Annotated in this window: 12 protein-coding genes and 2 pseudogenes; 4 read left to right on the top strand and 10 right to left on the bottom strand. The window is 68.8% G+C overall.

The window, feature by feature from the left end:
* Position 1: 1 nt before the first annotated feature.
* From AS857_RS11235 to AS857_RS11250, 5 genes are read right to left on the bottom strand one after another with little or no spacing between them, the layout of a single operon-like run.
* The gene (locus AS857_RS11235) at positions 2–1,276 is read right to left on the bottom strand and encodes an MFS transporter (RefSeq protein ID WP_058042966.1); all 1,275 of its coding nucleotides are present in this window, start codon (positions 1,274–1,276) and stop codon (positions 2–4) included.
* A 16-nt stretch (positions 1,277–1,292) separates the two neighbouring features.
* Positions 1,293–2,321 carry an ATP-binding cassette domain-containing protein gene (locus AS857_RS11240; RefSeq protein WP_058042967.1) on the bottom strand — a complete coding sequence of 343 codons (1,029 nt, stop codon included), beginning with the start codon at positions 2,319–2,321 and terminating at the stop codon, positions 1,293–1,295.
* On the bottom strand, positions 2,321–2,476 hold the full coding sequence (locus AS857_RS39915; RefSeq protein WP_160330211.1) for a hypothetical protein: 156 nt from the start codon (positions 2,474–2,476) through the stop codon (positions 2,321–2,323). Before AS857_RS39915 ends, AS857_RS11240 begins: the two co-directional genes overlap by 1 nt.
* Positions 2,473–3,030: a P-loop nucleotide/nucleoside kinase family protein gene (locus AS857_RS11245; protein ID WP_058042968.1), complete on the bottom strand. Its 558-nt coding sequence runs from the start codon at positions 3,028–3,030 to the stop codon at positions 2,473–2,475. The genes AS857_RS39915 and AS857_RS11245 overlap by 4 nt, the downstream gene beginning before the upstream one ends.
* Positions 3,031–3,055: 25 nt before the next feature.
* A complete protein-coding gene (locus AS857_RS11250) occupies positions 3,056–3,250 on the bottom strand; it encodes a hypothetical protein (RefSeq protein ID WP_058042969.1) in 195 nt (64 codons plus the stop codon).
* A gap of 5 nt (positions 3,251–3,255) precedes the next feature.
* On the opposite strand from AS857_RS11250, the gene AS857_RS40240 reads away from it, so the two are divergent.
* The 3 genes from AS857_RS40240 to AS857_RS11265 all read left to right on the top strand — a co-directional run bounded on the left by AS857_RS40240 (position 3,256) and on the right by AS857_RS11265 (position 6,296).
* On the top strand, positions 3,256–3,450 hold the full coding sequence (locus AS857_RS40240; RefSeq protein ID WP_058042970.1) for a hypothetical protein: 195 nt from the start codon (positions 3,256–3,258) through the stop codon (positions 3,448–3,450).
* Positions 3,451–3,669: 219 nt separating this feature from the next.
* Positions 3,670–5,076: an MFS transporter gene (locus tag AS857_RS11260; RefSeq protein ID WP_058042971.1), complete on the top strand. Its 1,407-nt coding sequence runs from the start codon at positions 3,670–3,672 to the stop codon at positions 5,074–5,076.
* The gene (locus AS857_RS11265; protein WP_058042972.1) at positions 5,073–6,296 is read left to right on the top strand and encodes an FAD-dependent monooxygenase; all 1,224 of its coding nucleotides are present in this window, start codon (positions 5,073–5,075) and stop codon (positions 6,294–6,296) included. The genes AS857_RS11260 and AS857_RS11265 overlap by 4 nt, the downstream gene beginning before the upstream one ends.
* A gap of 1 nt (position 6,297) precedes the next feature.
* On the opposite strand, the gene AS857_RS11270 is transcribed toward AS857_RS11265, so the two are convergent.
* The 5 genes and pseudogenes from AS857_RS11270 to AS857_RS11285 form a co-directional block, all read right to left on the bottom strand.
* Positions 6,298–6,969, bottom strand: coding sequence for a response regulator transcription factor (locus AS857_RS11270; protein WP_058042973.1), 672 nt, complete (start codon positions 6,967–6,969; stop codon positions 6,298–6,300).
* Positions 6,966–8,278 (bottom strand): annotated as a pseudogene (locus tag AS857_RS11275) (sensor histidine kinase). Before AS857_RS11275 ends, AS857_RS11270 begins: the two are co-directional and overlap by 4 nt.
* A 2,451-nt stretch (positions 8,279–10,729) precedes the next feature.
* On the bottom strand, positions 10,730–11,143 hold the full coding sequence (locus AS857_RS39520) for a hypothetical protein (RefSeq protein ID WP_144440777.1): 414 nt from the start codon (positions 11,141–11,143) through the stop codon (positions 10,730–10,732).
* Between the two features lie 521 nt (positions 11,144–11,664).
* A complete protein-coding gene (locus AS857_RS11280; protein WP_079110242.1) occupies positions 11,665–12,312 on the bottom strand; it encodes a TIGR03560 family F420-dependent LLM class oxidoreductase in 648 nt (215 codons plus the stop codon).
* Positions 12,313–12,371: 59 nt separating this feature from the next.
* Positions 12,372–12,716 carry an EthD domain-containing protein gene (locus AS857_RS11285; RefSeq protein ID WP_058042974.1) on the bottom strand — a complete coding sequence of 115 codons (345 nt, stop codon included), beginning with the start codon at positions 12,714–12,716 and terminating at the stop codon, positions 12,372–12,374.
* A 624-nt stretch (positions 12,717–13,340) separates the two neighbouring features.
* Here AS857_RS11285 and AS857_RS42065 point away from each other — a divergent pair.
* A pseudogene (locus AS857_RS42065) lies at positions 13,341–14,107 on the top strand (transposase family protein); the annotation flags it as partial.
* Positions 14,108–14,421 lie beyond the last annotated feature (314 nt).

The following is a 14,421-nucleotide window of genomic DNA, read 5'->3' on the forward strand; positions in this document are numbered from 1 at the left end:
TCTATGCCTCCTTTCCGAGCGCGGTGGCCGGGGCTGTGGGGACCTCGTGCATGGAGCGCAGGGACGAGGTGAACAGCACCAGGAACGGGATGGTGAGAGCCAGCGTTCCGAGGGTCAGGGTGGGGCGCAGCCCGATCCAGGTTCCCGAGGCGCCGGCCAGCAGGGCTGCCAGGGGGCGGGAGCCGAAGGTGATCCACTGGCCGGTGGCCATCATGCGGCCTTGCATGGCCGGGGCGCAGACCGACTGCCGGATGGATCGCTGTGTCGACCCTTGGGCGATGGCGCAGGCCATCTGGAGGAACAGGCCTGCGGTGATGGCGATCTGGCCTGGGAGTCCGGGGGAGGCGAGCAGGAGGGGGAGCTCGGTGATGGGCATGGCGGCGAGCGCGGTGAGCATGACCCGAGCCGGCCCCCACCGGGCGACGACGTTGCGGACCAGGAGCGCACCGAACAGGCCGCCGAGACCGGCCACGCTCATCGCGGTACCCAAGGCCAAAGCCGAGAAGTGCAGGTCGCGCAGGAGGAACAGGGCCCACAAGGTGTTGAGGAACGCGAACGCGGCTGAGAACGCGGTGCCGGTGAGCAGGAGCGGGCAGATCGTCGGGTGGGACACCACGTAGCGGACTCCTTCAGCGATCTCCTTCCTGTGCGTACTGCCCTCCCTGCGCGGCGCGGAGGCGGGCTCCGGTGTGCGGATCCGTCCCAGAAGCACCGCGCACGCCACGTAGGAGACCACATCGACGTAGATGGCCCGGGTCGCCCCCAGGACGCCGACGAGCGCGCCGCCGAGCTGGGCACCGGCACTGTCGGACAGCGAGCTGACCCCGCCCAGCTTCGAATTGGCCTCCAGGAGCTGCCCCGGAGGCAGGAGCGCAGGCAGGTAGCTGATGCGGGCGATGGACCCGAAAACGGTCGCGGTGGACCCGACGAGCGCCACCACGTACAGGTGCCCGAGCGTCAGATGGCCTGCCGCCTCTGCCACAGGGATCGTGGCGAAGGCGGCGGCGTTGACCAGCGCGGCGCCGATGGTGATCGGCCGCTTGCGGTGCCGGTCGGCCAGGGCCCCGGCAGGAAGGGCCACGAGGAGGGGCGGCAGCTTCTCCGCGAAAGACAGCAGCGCCGCCTCCATGACGGTGGCGTGCAGCACCACCACGGCGATCAGCGGGATCGCTACCGAGGTGATGCTGTTGCCTGTGACGTCGACGGCCTGCGCGTGCCAGTAGCGGCGGAAGTCCCGGTGCCGCCACAAGCTCTCCTCCGCCGGGGCTACGGTCACCGTTCCTTCCCCTCCTTCACGCTTTCTGCCCGCTGGCGCTGTCCCGGCACTGCGGAGTCCTGGAACTGGGCGCGCTGCATCTCGTACAGCTCGCGGAAGACGCCCGCGGCCGGCTGGTGGAGCAGTTCTTCGAAGGTGCCGCTCTCGCGCAGCTGACCGTCCTCGAGCACGTGGATGAGGTCCCGGCGTGCCGTACGGAGGCGAGGCGGTGGGTGATCAGGACGACGGTCTGGCCGCCGTCGGCGAGTTTGCGGATCTGGTCGAAGACCTCCAGCTCGGCTTTCGCGTCGAGGGCGGAGGTGGGTTCGTCGACGATGAGGATCCGGGCGTTGCGGTAGCGGACGCGAGCGATGCCCAGCTTCTGCCACTGGCCTCCCGACAGTTGCCGGCCGCCCTTGTATCTCTTGTTCAGCAGGGTGTCCCAGCCCCGGGGGAGTTCGGCGACGACCTCGTCGGCTCCCGCGTACGCGGCGGCCTCCTCCAGGGCCTCCTCCTTCAGGGGGCGTTCCGCGCGGCCGATGGCGATGTTCATGCGGCAGGTGAATGGCCACCGGTGAAAGTCCTGGCTGACCATCGCGATCTGGTCCCACAGCTGGGCGCGGTCCAGTGCGCGGGCGTCGACGCCGTTCCAGCGGATCACGCCGTTGTCCGGGTGGTAGAGGCCGGCCAGGAGTTTGGAGACGGTGGTCTTGCCGGAGCCGTTCTCCCCGACCAGCGCCACGATCTTGCCCAGAGGAATGTCGAGCGTGACGTTCTTCAGCGCGGGCCGGTCCGGGGTGGGGGATTCCTCCGGTTCGTCGTCGGCATCGCTGTCCTCGGGGTAGTGGAAGGTCACGTTCTCGAAGCGGATCAGCGCGAGGTCGTCAGGAACGGGCGTGCCTCCGACGGGGATTGCCCGGCTGGCGGCCTCCTGGAAGAGGCGTTCGAGATCCTGCACGTAGCAGGCCTGTTCGTACAGATCGTTGACCCGCAGGACCAGGCTGGACAGGCTCTGTCCTCCGGTGCGGATGGCCAGGACGGCGGTTCCCGCGACCGACAGCGCCATCAGGCCCGTGGCCAGCGCAGCTCGGGAATGCCGGGCAGCTCGGCAAGGTCGAGACCGAGTTCCTCCCTGAGCTCGCGGGCCAGAGCGGCTGGTACCTCTTCATCGGCCAGTCCCTGAGCGTGGGCGGCGGTGTTGTCGACGGGGGCCGGAGTCATGGGGTGGAGCCCAGGGCGAAGGAGACGATGTCCTTGAAGCCTGGCTCGTAGCCGTCGGAGGTGTCGACCTTCAGCGTGGGGACGTCCAGTGAGATCGGCACGAAGGAGTCGAGAGAGTGCTCGCCGGACGCGATGGCTTCGAGCAGGTCGTGATCGGCGTGCGCGGCGCGGTGGCCGCTCTCCTGTACGCGGTTGACGATTCGATCGTGCGCGATGTCCGTGGGGGTGGTGCAGCGGATGACACGGATGTGTGCGAGGGCGACGAGCGGTTCGAGGTTGGGCCGCCACAGTCGGTCCTGGAACGCGGCTTCGATGACGATGCTCACGTTGGCCCTCAGCAGTACCTGCGTGACCTCGAAGAACGCGTCCAGGGTCGGATAGTTGAGTGGGTCGTCACCTCCTGCCCGGTATCCAGGGGAGGCGAGCACCATTCCTTGCTTGATCTCGTCCCGGATGATGGCGGGGCATCCGAGCTCGCGGGCAAGCTCGTGGGCAAGGGTGGTCTTGCCTGTGCCGGGCGGCCCACTGACGACCGTCAGCGTTGGTGAGGTCATGGCTCTTCCCAAAGTTGGGTCTGGGTCATGGTGCTGTGCGTTTGGCGAGCTGGAAGGCGATGAATCCGGGCTCGCGGACGAGTCTGGCGTATATGGCGGGATGCTCGCTGGACATCTCGGGGGACGGACGGTGCTCGACTGCTCGTTCGATGGCGAGCCCGGCGGCGGTGAATTCATCGAACCAGCGTTGAAGGGGCTGCCGCCAGTAGCGGTGCACCATGCCACATGCTGGTGCGGCCCCGCCGGGCCCGCTTCTCCTGCCCACTGGACCGGCTCAAGGCCGTCTCGCTGCCGCTGACCGCCGCCATCTGCTGGCTGCTCGCCCTGCGGATCGGCGAGTGGGGCCACGTCCCGGGCGTCGTCTCCGCCCTCGCCGCGCCCGGCCGCCCCGCCACTTCCCCCCCCCCGCCAGGGGCGTGACAGTCCGGCTGTAGCCCAGATCATTGAACTCCAGGGCAAGCCCTCTTGAAACCCAAGTCGGCCTGTAGTGCATAGGCACCAGGACACGTGGGTGGCTGGTCCGGGGGCACCAAGAGGAGACGGTAGCGGGGGACGATGCCCGTCGAGGCGCCGGAGGGAAGGGTTGGAGGCGCGTGAATCCCGCGTATTCCCCTTGCCTCACGGTGTCTGGAGTTGCCCATGTCCGAAGCCGTGCTTTCCCTTTCCCCGGTTCGCATCGGGAGGCTGTCGATCGGTGCCCTCGGTGTCCTGGCGCTCGCCCTCGGCACCCTGCAGTCAGTGGTGGAGCCTGCGCTCCCGCTCCTGCAACGTGAGCTGGGGGTCAGTCCTGCCGAAGGGGCGTTGATCGGCAACACGCTACTAGTCACCGGCGCGGTCGTCGCACCCGTCGCAGGTAAACTCGGCGACCGCTACGGCGCAAAGCGGGTGCTGGTCCTGCTGATGGCCGTGGTGTCGGCCGGTGGTCTGTTGGCCGGCCTGGCGCCGAACCTGCCGGTGTTGTTGCTCGGTCAGGTATTGCAGGGCGTCATGGTGGGTGCGCTGCCCCTCTCCTTCATCCTGGTGCGCGAACACCTCCCCGCACGGGAGTCACAGGTGGCGATCGGGCTGGTCATGGCGCTGTTCACGGGCGGCGGCATGGTGGGGATGCTGTTTGCCGGGCCGCTCGCGGAAGGTCTGTCCTGGCATTGGATGTTCGCGTTGCCGACGATCGCGATCATCGCGACGACGTTGGTCGTGATGCGGCTGATGCCGCATGATCGGCCGGTCCCGTCGGACGACAGGATCGACTGGCCTGGTGTGGTGCTGCTGAGCGGCACGTTGCTCGCGTTCATGCTCGGGCTCGTGACGGTGACGAGGGACGGCGGCCTGCCGCCATTCGCGGTTGGTGCCATCGCGCTGGTCGTGGCCGCCCTGGCGACCGGGTGGATCGCCGTCGAGCGCCGGGCGGCCTCGCCGATGGTCGATCTCCGTATGCTGGCAAAGCCTGCGATGTGGCACTCGTGCGTGCTCACCTTCGTCATCACCACCAGCTTCGGAATGGTGGCGTTTCTGCTCCCGCAGCTGTTCGGGGTTCCGGCCGGCGGGTACGGCTTTGGAGTCAGCACCACCGAAATCGGACTGTTCCTGCTGCCCGGCGCCATCGCCGGGGCGGTGAGCGATTCGGTCGGCGGGATCGTGGCGCGGCGTTTCGGTCTGCGTGCCGTGCTCGTCGTCGGCGCCGTCGTCACGGCGGCCACGATGATCACCCTGGCGGCGCTGCACACCGCGGCATGGCAGCTCGCCCTCGCGAAGGTGCTGACCGCGATCGCCGCGGGCGTCGCCACCACGGCATTGCTCACCCGAACCGCAACCGCCGTCGAGACCAAGGACACCGGCATCGCCACCAGCCTGCTCGTGGTGACTCGCGTGATCGGTATCGCCCTGGGCGCCCAGGTGGCCGGCGCGATCCTCGACGCCGGGGCCGACCCGGCGACGGGCCTGCCGGCCGAATCGGCCTTCGCCACAGGTTTCGCCGTCGCCGGCCTCGTCGCCGCACTGTCCCTGCTCATTGTCCGTATGACGAAGGAAAAAGGAGCCCGGGCATGACACCTACCAGTCTGTCGATGGACGTGAGGGCTCCCGCGATGCGCAGAGTGCTGATCTCCGGGGCCAGCATCTCCGGCCCCGCTCTGGCGTACTGGCTGCACCGGTCCGGATTCGCGGTCACCGTGGTGGAGAAGGCAGGCGCACTGCGCGACGGTGGATATCCCATCGACGTTCGCGGTACCGCGGTAGAGGTGGTCCGGCGGATGGGCATACTGCCACAACTGCAGGATGCGCACATCGACTTGCGGCGTTGCACCTTCCTCGACGCGGATGGCAGCAAAGTCGCCTCGGTCGCCCCGAGCGCAGTTGCCGGCAGTGTCGAGGGACAGGACCTCGAGGTGCGTCGCGGGGATCTGGCCGCGGCTCTCCACGCGATGGTTCGCGACGACGTGGAGTTCCTGTTCGGTGATTCCATCGACACCCTCGACCAGTCGGAACAAGGGGCCGACGTGACTTTCCACAGTGGGCAACAGCGCACGTTCGACCTGGTAGTCGGCGCCGACGGCATGCACTCGCGTACCCGGGAGTCCCTGTTCGGCCCCGAAGAACAGTTCCACCACTACCTCGGCTACTGCTTCGCCATATTCACCATGCCGAACACCTTCGGGCTCTCCCGCGAGGTCATGCTGTGGAACACCCCGGGGAAAGCCGCGGCCCTCTACGCCGTCGGGGACGACGACGAGCTGCACGCCTTCCTGACCTTTCACCAACCAGAACCGCCGTTCGATGTCCTCCGGAACCCCGATGCCCAGCGGAACCTTGTCGCTGCGGCTTTCGCAAGCGCGGGATGGGAGGTACCCGGCATGGTCAACGCCATGCGCGACGCGAATGACCTGTTCTTCGACACGGCCGGTCAGATCCGCATGCCCCACTGGTCCAGCGGCCGCGTCGCGCTCGTCGGCGACGCCGCGTACGCACCCTCGTTCCTTACCGGGCAAGGCTCAAGCCTTGCGCTGGCCGGTGCCTACCTGCTCGCCGACGCCCTGGCCACGGACCGGGACCACGCTGCCGCCTTCGCCGCCTACGAACGCGGCGTTCGCGAGTTCGTAGCCATGAATCAGGCACTGGTCGACAACGGTGCGGCCACGCTCTTCCCCATCACGGTGCGGGCCCTGGAGCAGCGCAACACCATGCTGCGCGGCCTCGTCACCATGCCCTCCGCGCCGGCACGACCGGCCCACTCGGCGCTTGCGCTGCCCGAGTTCACACCGAGGCCGTGAGCTATTCGGGGGTGGCGTGGGCCAGGCCCGTCCGGTAGGCGATGACGACGAGTTGCGCCCGGTCGCGGGCCTCCAGCTTCGTCATGGCACGCTGCACGTGGGCGCGGACGGTGAAGGGGCTGAGGAACATCCGCTCGGCGATCTCCTGGTTGGACAGGCCGGTCGCGACCAGAGCCACCATCTCGCGTTCGCGCGGGGTGAGCACGGCGAGCCGTTCGGGGAGGTGCGGCGGGGCGTCGTCCGGTGTGGCCAGGAAACGGGCCACCAAGGAGCGGGTCGCGGCCGGGGACAGAAGAGTGTCGCCGTCGGCGATCGTCCGCACGGCGTCCAGCAGGGCCTCGGCCCCGATGCCCTTGCCGATGAAGCCGCCGGCCCCCGCGCGCAGCGCCTGAGCGACGTACTCGTCGGTCTCGTACGTGGTGAGGATCAGGATGCGGCTGGCACGCAGTTCCGGATCCGCGCAGATCTCCGACGTGGCGGTGAGACCGTCCACCTCGGGCATGCGGATGTCCATGATCACCACGTCCGGGCGCAGCTCGCGGGTGAGTCTGACCGCTTCCCTGCCGTCGGCGGCCTCGCCGACCACGGTGATGTCGTCGGCGGAGTCGAGGAGCAGCCGGAAGGCCTCGCGCAGCAGAGCCTGATCGTCGGCGAGCAGCACCCGGAGCGTCACGGCGCACCCCCGGTCTCTCCGCCGTCCGTCGCTCTGTCGGCCATCCGTCCCTCGTTGGATGTTGCTCCGTCAGTCCTGCGCGTCGTGTCCTTTGCGGGCGGGAGAGGCAGCTGGGTGGATACGAGGAAGCCGCCTTCCGGGCGGCTGCCCGCGGAGAGGTGTCCCCCGACCGCGGTGGCACGTTCGCGCATTCCGATCAGACCGTATCCGGGCGGGCGGTCCGCCGCCGTGGACGCGCTCTGTCCCGTGGGTGCGGTCGGCGCCGTACGGGCGCCTTTCCGTCGTCGGCGACGGTGATGGTCACGTGATCGCGGTTCCAGGCGAGGCGCACCCGGGCGCTACCGGTGCCGGCGTGTTTGGTCACGTTGGTCAGGGCCTCCTGGATGATGCGGTAGGCGGTGAGGTCCACTCCCGGCGGCAGCGGCCTGGCCGTGCCCTCCTGGTGCACCGACACCTTCAGGCCCGCACGGCTGAAGGACTCCAGGAGCGTGGGAAGCCGGGAGAGCCCGGGTACCGGTTCGGCGGGCGCGGCCGCGTCCCCGGACTGGCGCAGCAGACCGACTGTGGCCCGCAGTTCGTCGAGCGCGTCGGCGGTGGTCGCGACGAGCTCGTTCAGGCTCTTGCGGGTCTGCTCCGGGCGGGCGTCGAAGAGGTGGGCGGCGACCGTGGCCTGCGCGTTGGCCAGGGTGATCTGATGGGCCACGAGGTCGTGCAGTTCCCGGGCGATGCGCACCCGTTCCTCGGCCACTCTCCGGCGCGCCTCGCTGTCCCGGCTCTGCTCGGCACGCCGGGCCCGCTCCTCCACGGCCGCCAGGTAGGCCCGGCGGTTCTGCACCGAGTGTCCGAGTACGCCGGCGACCAGCGGGAACGCCGCCACCGCTGCCAGCCTGCTCGCGTCCTGCCACGAGAGGGCCCCGAAGAAGGGAATGGAGGCGACCGGCAGTGCCGCGGAGGTGAGCAACACCGCGCTCGCCGCGCGCCGTTCGTCGCGTGCGGTGAGCGCGTAGGAGTAGGCGGTGATCACGGCGGGGGCCACGACGAGCGGGCTCAGCAGGAGACCCAGGGGCGGCACCAGCGCGCCGCACGCGGTCGTGGCCGCCATGGTGGCAAGGGGCGCCCGGTGCCGCAGCGGCAGCACGGCACAGGAGATCACGGCGATGAAGTAGGCGGCAGCAGGCGGCGGTGACAGCGTGCCGTCGACCTGCACTACGCCGCCGAGCAGACAGAGCGCGAGCGCCGTCCCGGTGATCACTCCCTCCCGCCACCACGTGCCGCGTGGTGGCGGGCCACCGCCACCCGTGCTCGTCATGGCCGGCTCGGTGCCGGCCGACGGGGAAGCCGCGGCCTCGTTGCGTCCGGCTCGGTCGCGAAGGCCGGGACATGCCTGCTCGGTGCCTCGCCCTCGATATCCGCATTCGACAGCACACGGTTCAGGGTACGGGGCAGCCGCCGGGCCCGGTGGGCGAGTACGCCCGCCGGGGTCGACCGCCGGAGCCCGCGCACCGCCCTCGCTCTGCCGAAGCTCACGCCGCGCGGCGCCGGACCAGCTCAACTGGCTCGTCTGGCCTACGCGGAACGTCTCACCGGAGCGCGGCGCATTCCTACAACCAACACACGTTCCCATGACGGCGATCGACGTAGTCCGTCCCCTGAGGCGATGAGCTCAGCGCTCTCCCTCTCACGCGCCGCGGAGAACTCAAGTAGACGTGGGATAGACCATGTTGCCCATCGGCGGCGGCGCTGATGTACCAGCTCCGTAGAGGCTGAACAACGCTGTACAGCACACGATCCTGTCCTGGTCGCGGAGGCTGTCGACGGAAGCGTCCAGCATTCCAGGGAGAGGCCAGTGGCCTGGGTGAGCATGCGTCGGCCCTCCCGCCGGGGAGGCCGGGAGGGGCGGCGCAGCCCTGCCACGGGGCAGCCTCCGGGCGGGGCCTGTGGGGATCCTGCCGAGGAGGGAGGCGGGGATCACCGTTGCTGCAGCATGGCACCATTTCCAGCCATGCAATAGGGGTGTGACCGGTTTTCGTCGGAGAGACGGATGGGGTGGTTCTGACCTGACCCTCGACCCCCGGCATGTGATCAACGTCTGGCGCCGCCGCAATGACCCGCCCCCGCCCCCGCCGCGTCCCCCTCCGGTCAGCGTCACCCGACGGGAGAGCGGCGACGCGCAACCTGCTCGAGGCCACCGCCCGCCCCACCCGCTACGCCGTCTCCCTGCTCCCCGAAGGTCACGTCGACTACCAGCTGGTCGTTGCCACGGTCGAGGACCGTGGGCCAGATCTCCGTCCTGCCGCTCACGTCCCTCGTCGGGCGCGGCACCCGAGCAGCACCCCGCCGAGGCCGACCGTGACCGGTCCGTCGTCCAGCCCCCGGGGCGAGCAGACGCCCGCCCCGGGACGCACCTGGCAGACCCAGCCCGTACGTACCGAGGCAGTCGTCGAGGAAGACGCCACGGACCCATCCCCGCCAAACCGGGCCGCCCGCCGTGCGAGCCGCTGCCCGCACGCGACGCAAGGCTCATCGACACCAGGCCACTCAGGCAATCGAACCCCGAGAAGGGCCTTGAACAATAGTTGCGACGCCTTCGGGGCTGCCTCATGCCTGTCTACGGGCTTCAGGTTCCTCAGCACCACTTGGTGGGTGCGGGCGAGCCGTCAATGGGGAACGTGACGTTGCCGCTGTACACCCAGCCGGCCCAGTCGGAGGAGTAGTACCACAGATTTCCAAGGGAATTTACGTAGCGGCAGGTGGCAACTGCCCAGCCCTGGTTGGGCGTCTTGTACCCCGAGCACTCCGCATAGGGACCGGTACGGAAGTATGCACCCGCCTTGTAATGCATGCTGACGGGTCCCGTGACCTGATCGCCGTTCCAGCCGCAGCGAGCCGCTTGCTGGGGTGCGGAAGCGGGTGCCGCGGAGACAGTCGTAGTCAGCGCGGTGAAAGTGAGGCCGACGACGAGGGCTGCGGCGGACAAGGACCGAGATACGCGCATGAGTTACCCCTTCTCACCTGAATCTGGGGCGCCTGAGACAGCAAGGTCTGCAGGCGGTCGGTCGACTCGACTATCGGTGGCTTCGGACCACCTGTCAGCCCTCGGCAAAAGGAATGACCGGAAAGGTACGCGACGTCCAAGAGTGCGCCCTGGAAGCTCCATGTCGCGGCCGGTCAGAGAGCACACAGAAGGCGATCTCAGCGCCGCACTCGCCGCGACGCAAACCTCGGACTCTCCTCGGCCCAGAACGTTCCTCAGGAGTGAATTCGGCCATCTGCGACGTCGCCAACGGTGTGTGGCCCGACGGCACCGCATGCATCCGCTGGCGCGGCCCCCCCGGCTCTCAACCGTCCACTGGGACAGCCTCGCCGACGCCGACGCCGACGCCGAGGCCGTCCACGGACACGGCGGAGCCGCCCGCATCATCTGAACGCACACCCGCGCAACATGTAAACAGCCCGCGGCTGGACTCAAACTGAGCCCGTGATCCGTGACCTCTACTGCCAATGTGGCTCGAAGGGCAGGGACGCCCCAAGCACCGCAGCCAGGCTGGCGAGTCTCCGCCCGACAGTCCGAACTCGGACTAGGTCGGCCCTACCTGGGCGTGCAGATGCGGCGCATGGGCCTCGCGGCCGCGCTTCCCCGGAATCGGATCCGAGGTGGGGTGGTCGGGTGACATGACCGAGCTCTTCTCTCCTGGCGTCGTCGGAGGGCCTGGGGCGAGGGGGTCTGAGTGCGGTCCTGATACTGCTCGGCGAACCACACTCAGAGGGCGAAGAAGAAGGTCGTCACGACCGTATCGGCAGACAGGATGCCCAAGTCGTCGACGGCGGCAAGCCGGTACGTCAGCCAAGGCACGGTCCCGGGCGGCCACTGGGGGAGGAGCTTGCCCGGCCGGTCCGGAGCCGGCACCGGCCGGCTTCCCCAGTGGTCGAAGACGTGAACGTCCCGTACCACTCCACCGGACGCAATGCGGACACCGACGAAGTCGATGGCGCGGCTGGCGCGGCTGGCGAGGTGGCAGTCGGATGTCGCTCCCGTTCCACTGATGCCGGAATGGCGGACTTCGCTGACGTTCCACTCCGAAGACAGGAAACCGCGCGAGCCGTACCAGTCCTGCGGCGTGCCGGATATCCAGGAGGGCGAGAGCGGCCACAGAGGAGCCGACGGCAAGGTCACGCACCGCGGGTTTGGGTGTGAATCGGAAGGTCACGCCCGCGATGGTGGGCTTCAACGTGAAAGGGGAACAGGGGAGGGCGCCGTCACCCCGCCAGCCGCGTCCAGGGCCAGTGGAGGCGACATCACGACATCGCCCGACAGATGATGACCGGCAAGTTCCCGGTAGGCCATCTCCGGAGTCAACGCACGCACCAGAGGCGGCGACGGTCCGAAGAGCACAACGGAGGGCAGCATCAGAGGCTGTCCCGCCACGAAGGCTGCAGCCTGCTCCGCCGGCCATCGGGTACCTGCCGCGAGGACGCACTGCCCGTCGACTACCGCAGTATCGTGTCGCTCCCCGTGAGCCCGAGAGGGATCCAGGTTTCGCCGAGGTTCTGATGGCGTGCCGCAGACCGTCGCGAGCCTTCTGCTCGCGTCCTTCTTGGCATGGATCTCGATCAGTACGGTTACTACGTTGAACTCTGTGGTCGTGTGTCTCCCCTGTCAGAATCTCGTCCCTGTGCGGGAGCAAGCGTTGCGGGTCAGAGGGGCGCTGCTCGGGGAATCAACTCCGCTGCCCGCTCGGCAGCGGCCGGATCGTGGATCGTCGTGAGATCGAGTAGCGAAATACCCAGGTTCGCGTACTGTTCTGCGGCCGCGAGGAATACGTCGTGATCGTCGATGGGTTCGATGTAGGTGGCCGTCTTGCGGATCGTGTCGTAATCGCGGCCCTCCGCGTCGCAGTGCCTGCGCAGCACGTCGAGCTTGTGCGCGACATGTTCGGGGCCGGCCGCGTACAGATTGCAGGCGTCGGCGTATCGCGCCACCAACCGCAGCGTTCGGCGCTCGCCGTCGCCGCCGATCAGGATGTCCGGCCGAGGCCGGGTCAGCGGTGCCGGCACACACAGGGTTTCGTCCAGCTGGTAGTGCTCGCCGTGGAACGGTCCGTTGTCCTCACCCCACATCTGCAGGCAGATCCGCAGGGTTTCCTCCAACCGGTCGAACCGTTCGCCGAGCGGGACCACCGGTACCCCCAGTCCGCGTTGCTCGCGCTCGTACCACGACGCGCCGATCCCCAACTGCGCGCGGCCACCCGAGAGCACATCCAGGGTGGCCACGATCTTCGCGAGCAGTCCCGGATGCCGATACACGACGCCGGTCACCAAGGTCGCCAACCGCTCTCCAGAAATGCAGGCTCAGATCCATGACGTCGCTCCCCTCGCGAGTCGGTGTACCTCGACGTTGGTGCTCAACCGACGATCGCGGTTTCGGTGGTGAAGAGGAAGCGGGTCAGGTCGCGGTCGAGGAACTTCTCCTCGTCGGCGGCGATGGTCGTGGTGAAGATGTCGGAGGTGAACCAGCGGGTGGCGTCGGCAATGTCGTCGAACCAGACCTCGACGACGCCGTCGTAGTAGGTGCTGCGCAGGCCGGGGATCTCGTCGTCGGTGGGTAGGAGCAGGACATGGCGCCGGACCGGTATCGCTCCGTCCGTCACGCTCGCGATCAGCGGCAGGTGTTTGTGCGTCCAGTGCTCCACGAACTCCTCGTGGGTGAGGTCCGCGCGCCGGGTCAGGAAGATGCTGATCTTGATCACGGGGACTCCTCAAGGCAGGTTCGACTTTCCTGAGTAACTCCTATGCTATCCACGTGCCTTGAACCGCGGCCGGGGCGATGGAGTGGAGCCCGAGACGCAAGGCCGCCCGGTCGGGAAGGTGCCCGTCGCATTACCCATTGAGACCCGTGCATCGTGAATTTCGCAGGTCACGGGGCTGGTGTGAGGGGTGGGCGGGATGCGCGCTGGTCGTGGGCCGGCGTGCATGGTGAAGATCATCCGGCTTGCCGGCGGGGGGCTGTTCTCGGGTTCTGCCGCGCCCGCCGCGACGGGGCTCCTACGGTCCGTCACCGGGCCGGTACGCCGGGAGAACGTGGGAGGCCACGGGGATGCAGGAGTGGGAGCGGATCACGGCTCGCGGGAGTGAACTGGACGCGCTGGCCGAGGAGTTGACCAAAGTAGGTCGAGGAGGTCGGCCTTCGCGGGCGGCCAGGCCGAGCGCGAGGAACTGGTGATCGCCGAGCGGGTCCTGAACCGGCTGGCCGAGCGACCGGGGCCGAGGCCGAGGCCGCCGCGGTCGCCGCTCCGTCCCCGATCCAGGTCAGGGGCGTCGGCGAGAAACTGGGCCTGGAGACGGCTGTCCGCGGCAAGCTGGAGCCGCTGCGCGCGAAGCTGACCAGGCTCGCCGAGCTGATCCGCGGCCACCTGAAGAAGATCGACTCACGGTGGCGGGCCCTGTCTCCGGGGCAGATCGCCACTCTCCTGCCGGCAGTCCTGCGCTGTGACCAGCGGCCGGGCGACCTGGCCGGCGGCAACGGAATACACCGCACCACCGTCACCCGGTGGGTGCGCGAAGTCGTCGGCCTGCTGGCCGCCCGCGCCCCACGCCTGGACCGCGCGCTGAAGAAGATCGCCCGAAAGGGCGGCGGGATCGTCCTCCTGGACGGCACCCTGATTCGCACCCGGCGACGCACCGGGAAGGAGAACCGGAAGGACTACTCCGGCAAGAGTAATTCCAAGGCCTGCTCGTGATCGCGCTCACCGACGACCGCGGCCGACTGCTCCGGGTCTCCGCAGCCCGGCCCGGACGGACCTCGGAGATCACCGCCTGCCGACACGACCAGCTCACCGCCAAGCTGCGGGCGGCCAAGCTCGGAGCCAGCGCCGACCTGGGGTTCGTCGGACTGGGCGACAGCGATCCCGACGCCGACCCGTACGTGATCATCGGCTACAAGGCCACCCGGAACCGGCCCTTGACCCGCGTTCAGAAACTCTCCGACAAGGCCCTCGCCGCCGTTCAGGCCCCGGCCGAGCACAGCTTCGCCCACCTGAAGAACTGGCGGGTCCTCGGCAAGGTCCGCACCGACCCAAAGCGGGCGACCAACCTGCTCAGGGCCCTGCTGGTCCTGACGAACCGCGAAGTTGCCCGGTGACCGGTGATCTACACCGAATCCATCCGTCGAAGAGGCGATCGCCTTGGCCGAAGCCGACCCACGCCCCTGGACCGACCCCCGAATCGTCAAGGCCGACCTCCTCGACATCATCACCGGCCATCCCGACGCCGACGCCGCTGAACTGCGAGCCCTCGGCACGATCAGGGCACGTGAGGAACTGTGCGGGGTCCTGGTCCGGCAGGGGCAGGCGGCCGAGGCGATCGCCGTCCACCCCACGGCGGCCGACAGCGAGCCGCCAAACCAAAGCCCGAGCCCGTCCCTCTGGGCGAGAACGGGTACGCCTTGGAGTCCCC

Source organism: Streptomyces roseifaciens, from assembly GCF_001445655.1.
In the GTDB taxonomy this organism is placed as follows: domain Bacteria; phylum Actinomycetota; class Actinomycetes; order Streptomycetales; family Streptomycetaceae; genus Streptomyces; species Streptomyces aureoversilis.

Coding starts and splice junctions, on each gene's coding strand:
- AS857_RS11240 (WP_058042967.1), bottom strand. CDS start 2,321: ATGGCGCTGTCGGTCGCGGGAACCGCCGTCCTGGCCATCCGCACCGGA.
- AS857_RS39915 (WP_160330211.1), bottom strand. CDS start 2,476: ATGACTCCGGCCCCCGTCGACAACACCGCCGCCCACGCTCAGGGACTG.
- AS857_RS11245 (WP_058042968.1), bottom strand. CDS start 3,030: ATGACCTCACCAACGCTGACGGTCGTCAGTGGGCCGCCCGGCACAGGC.
- AS857_RS11250 (WP_058042969.1), bottom strand. CDS start 3,250: ATGGTGCACCGCTACTGGCGGCAGCCCCTTCAACGCTGGTTCGATGAA.
- AS857_RS40240 (WP_058042970.1), top strand. CDS start 3,256: ATGCTGGTGCGGCCCCGCCGGGCCCGCTTCTCCTGCCCACTGGACCGG.
- AS857_RS11260 (WP_058042971.1), top strand. CDS start 3,670: ATGTCCGAAGCCGTGCTTTCCCTTTCCCCGGTTCGCATCGGGAGGCTG.
- AS857_RS11265 (WP_058042972.1), top strand. CDS start 5,073: ATGACACCTACCAGTCTGTCGATGGACGTGAGGGCTCCCGCGATGCGC.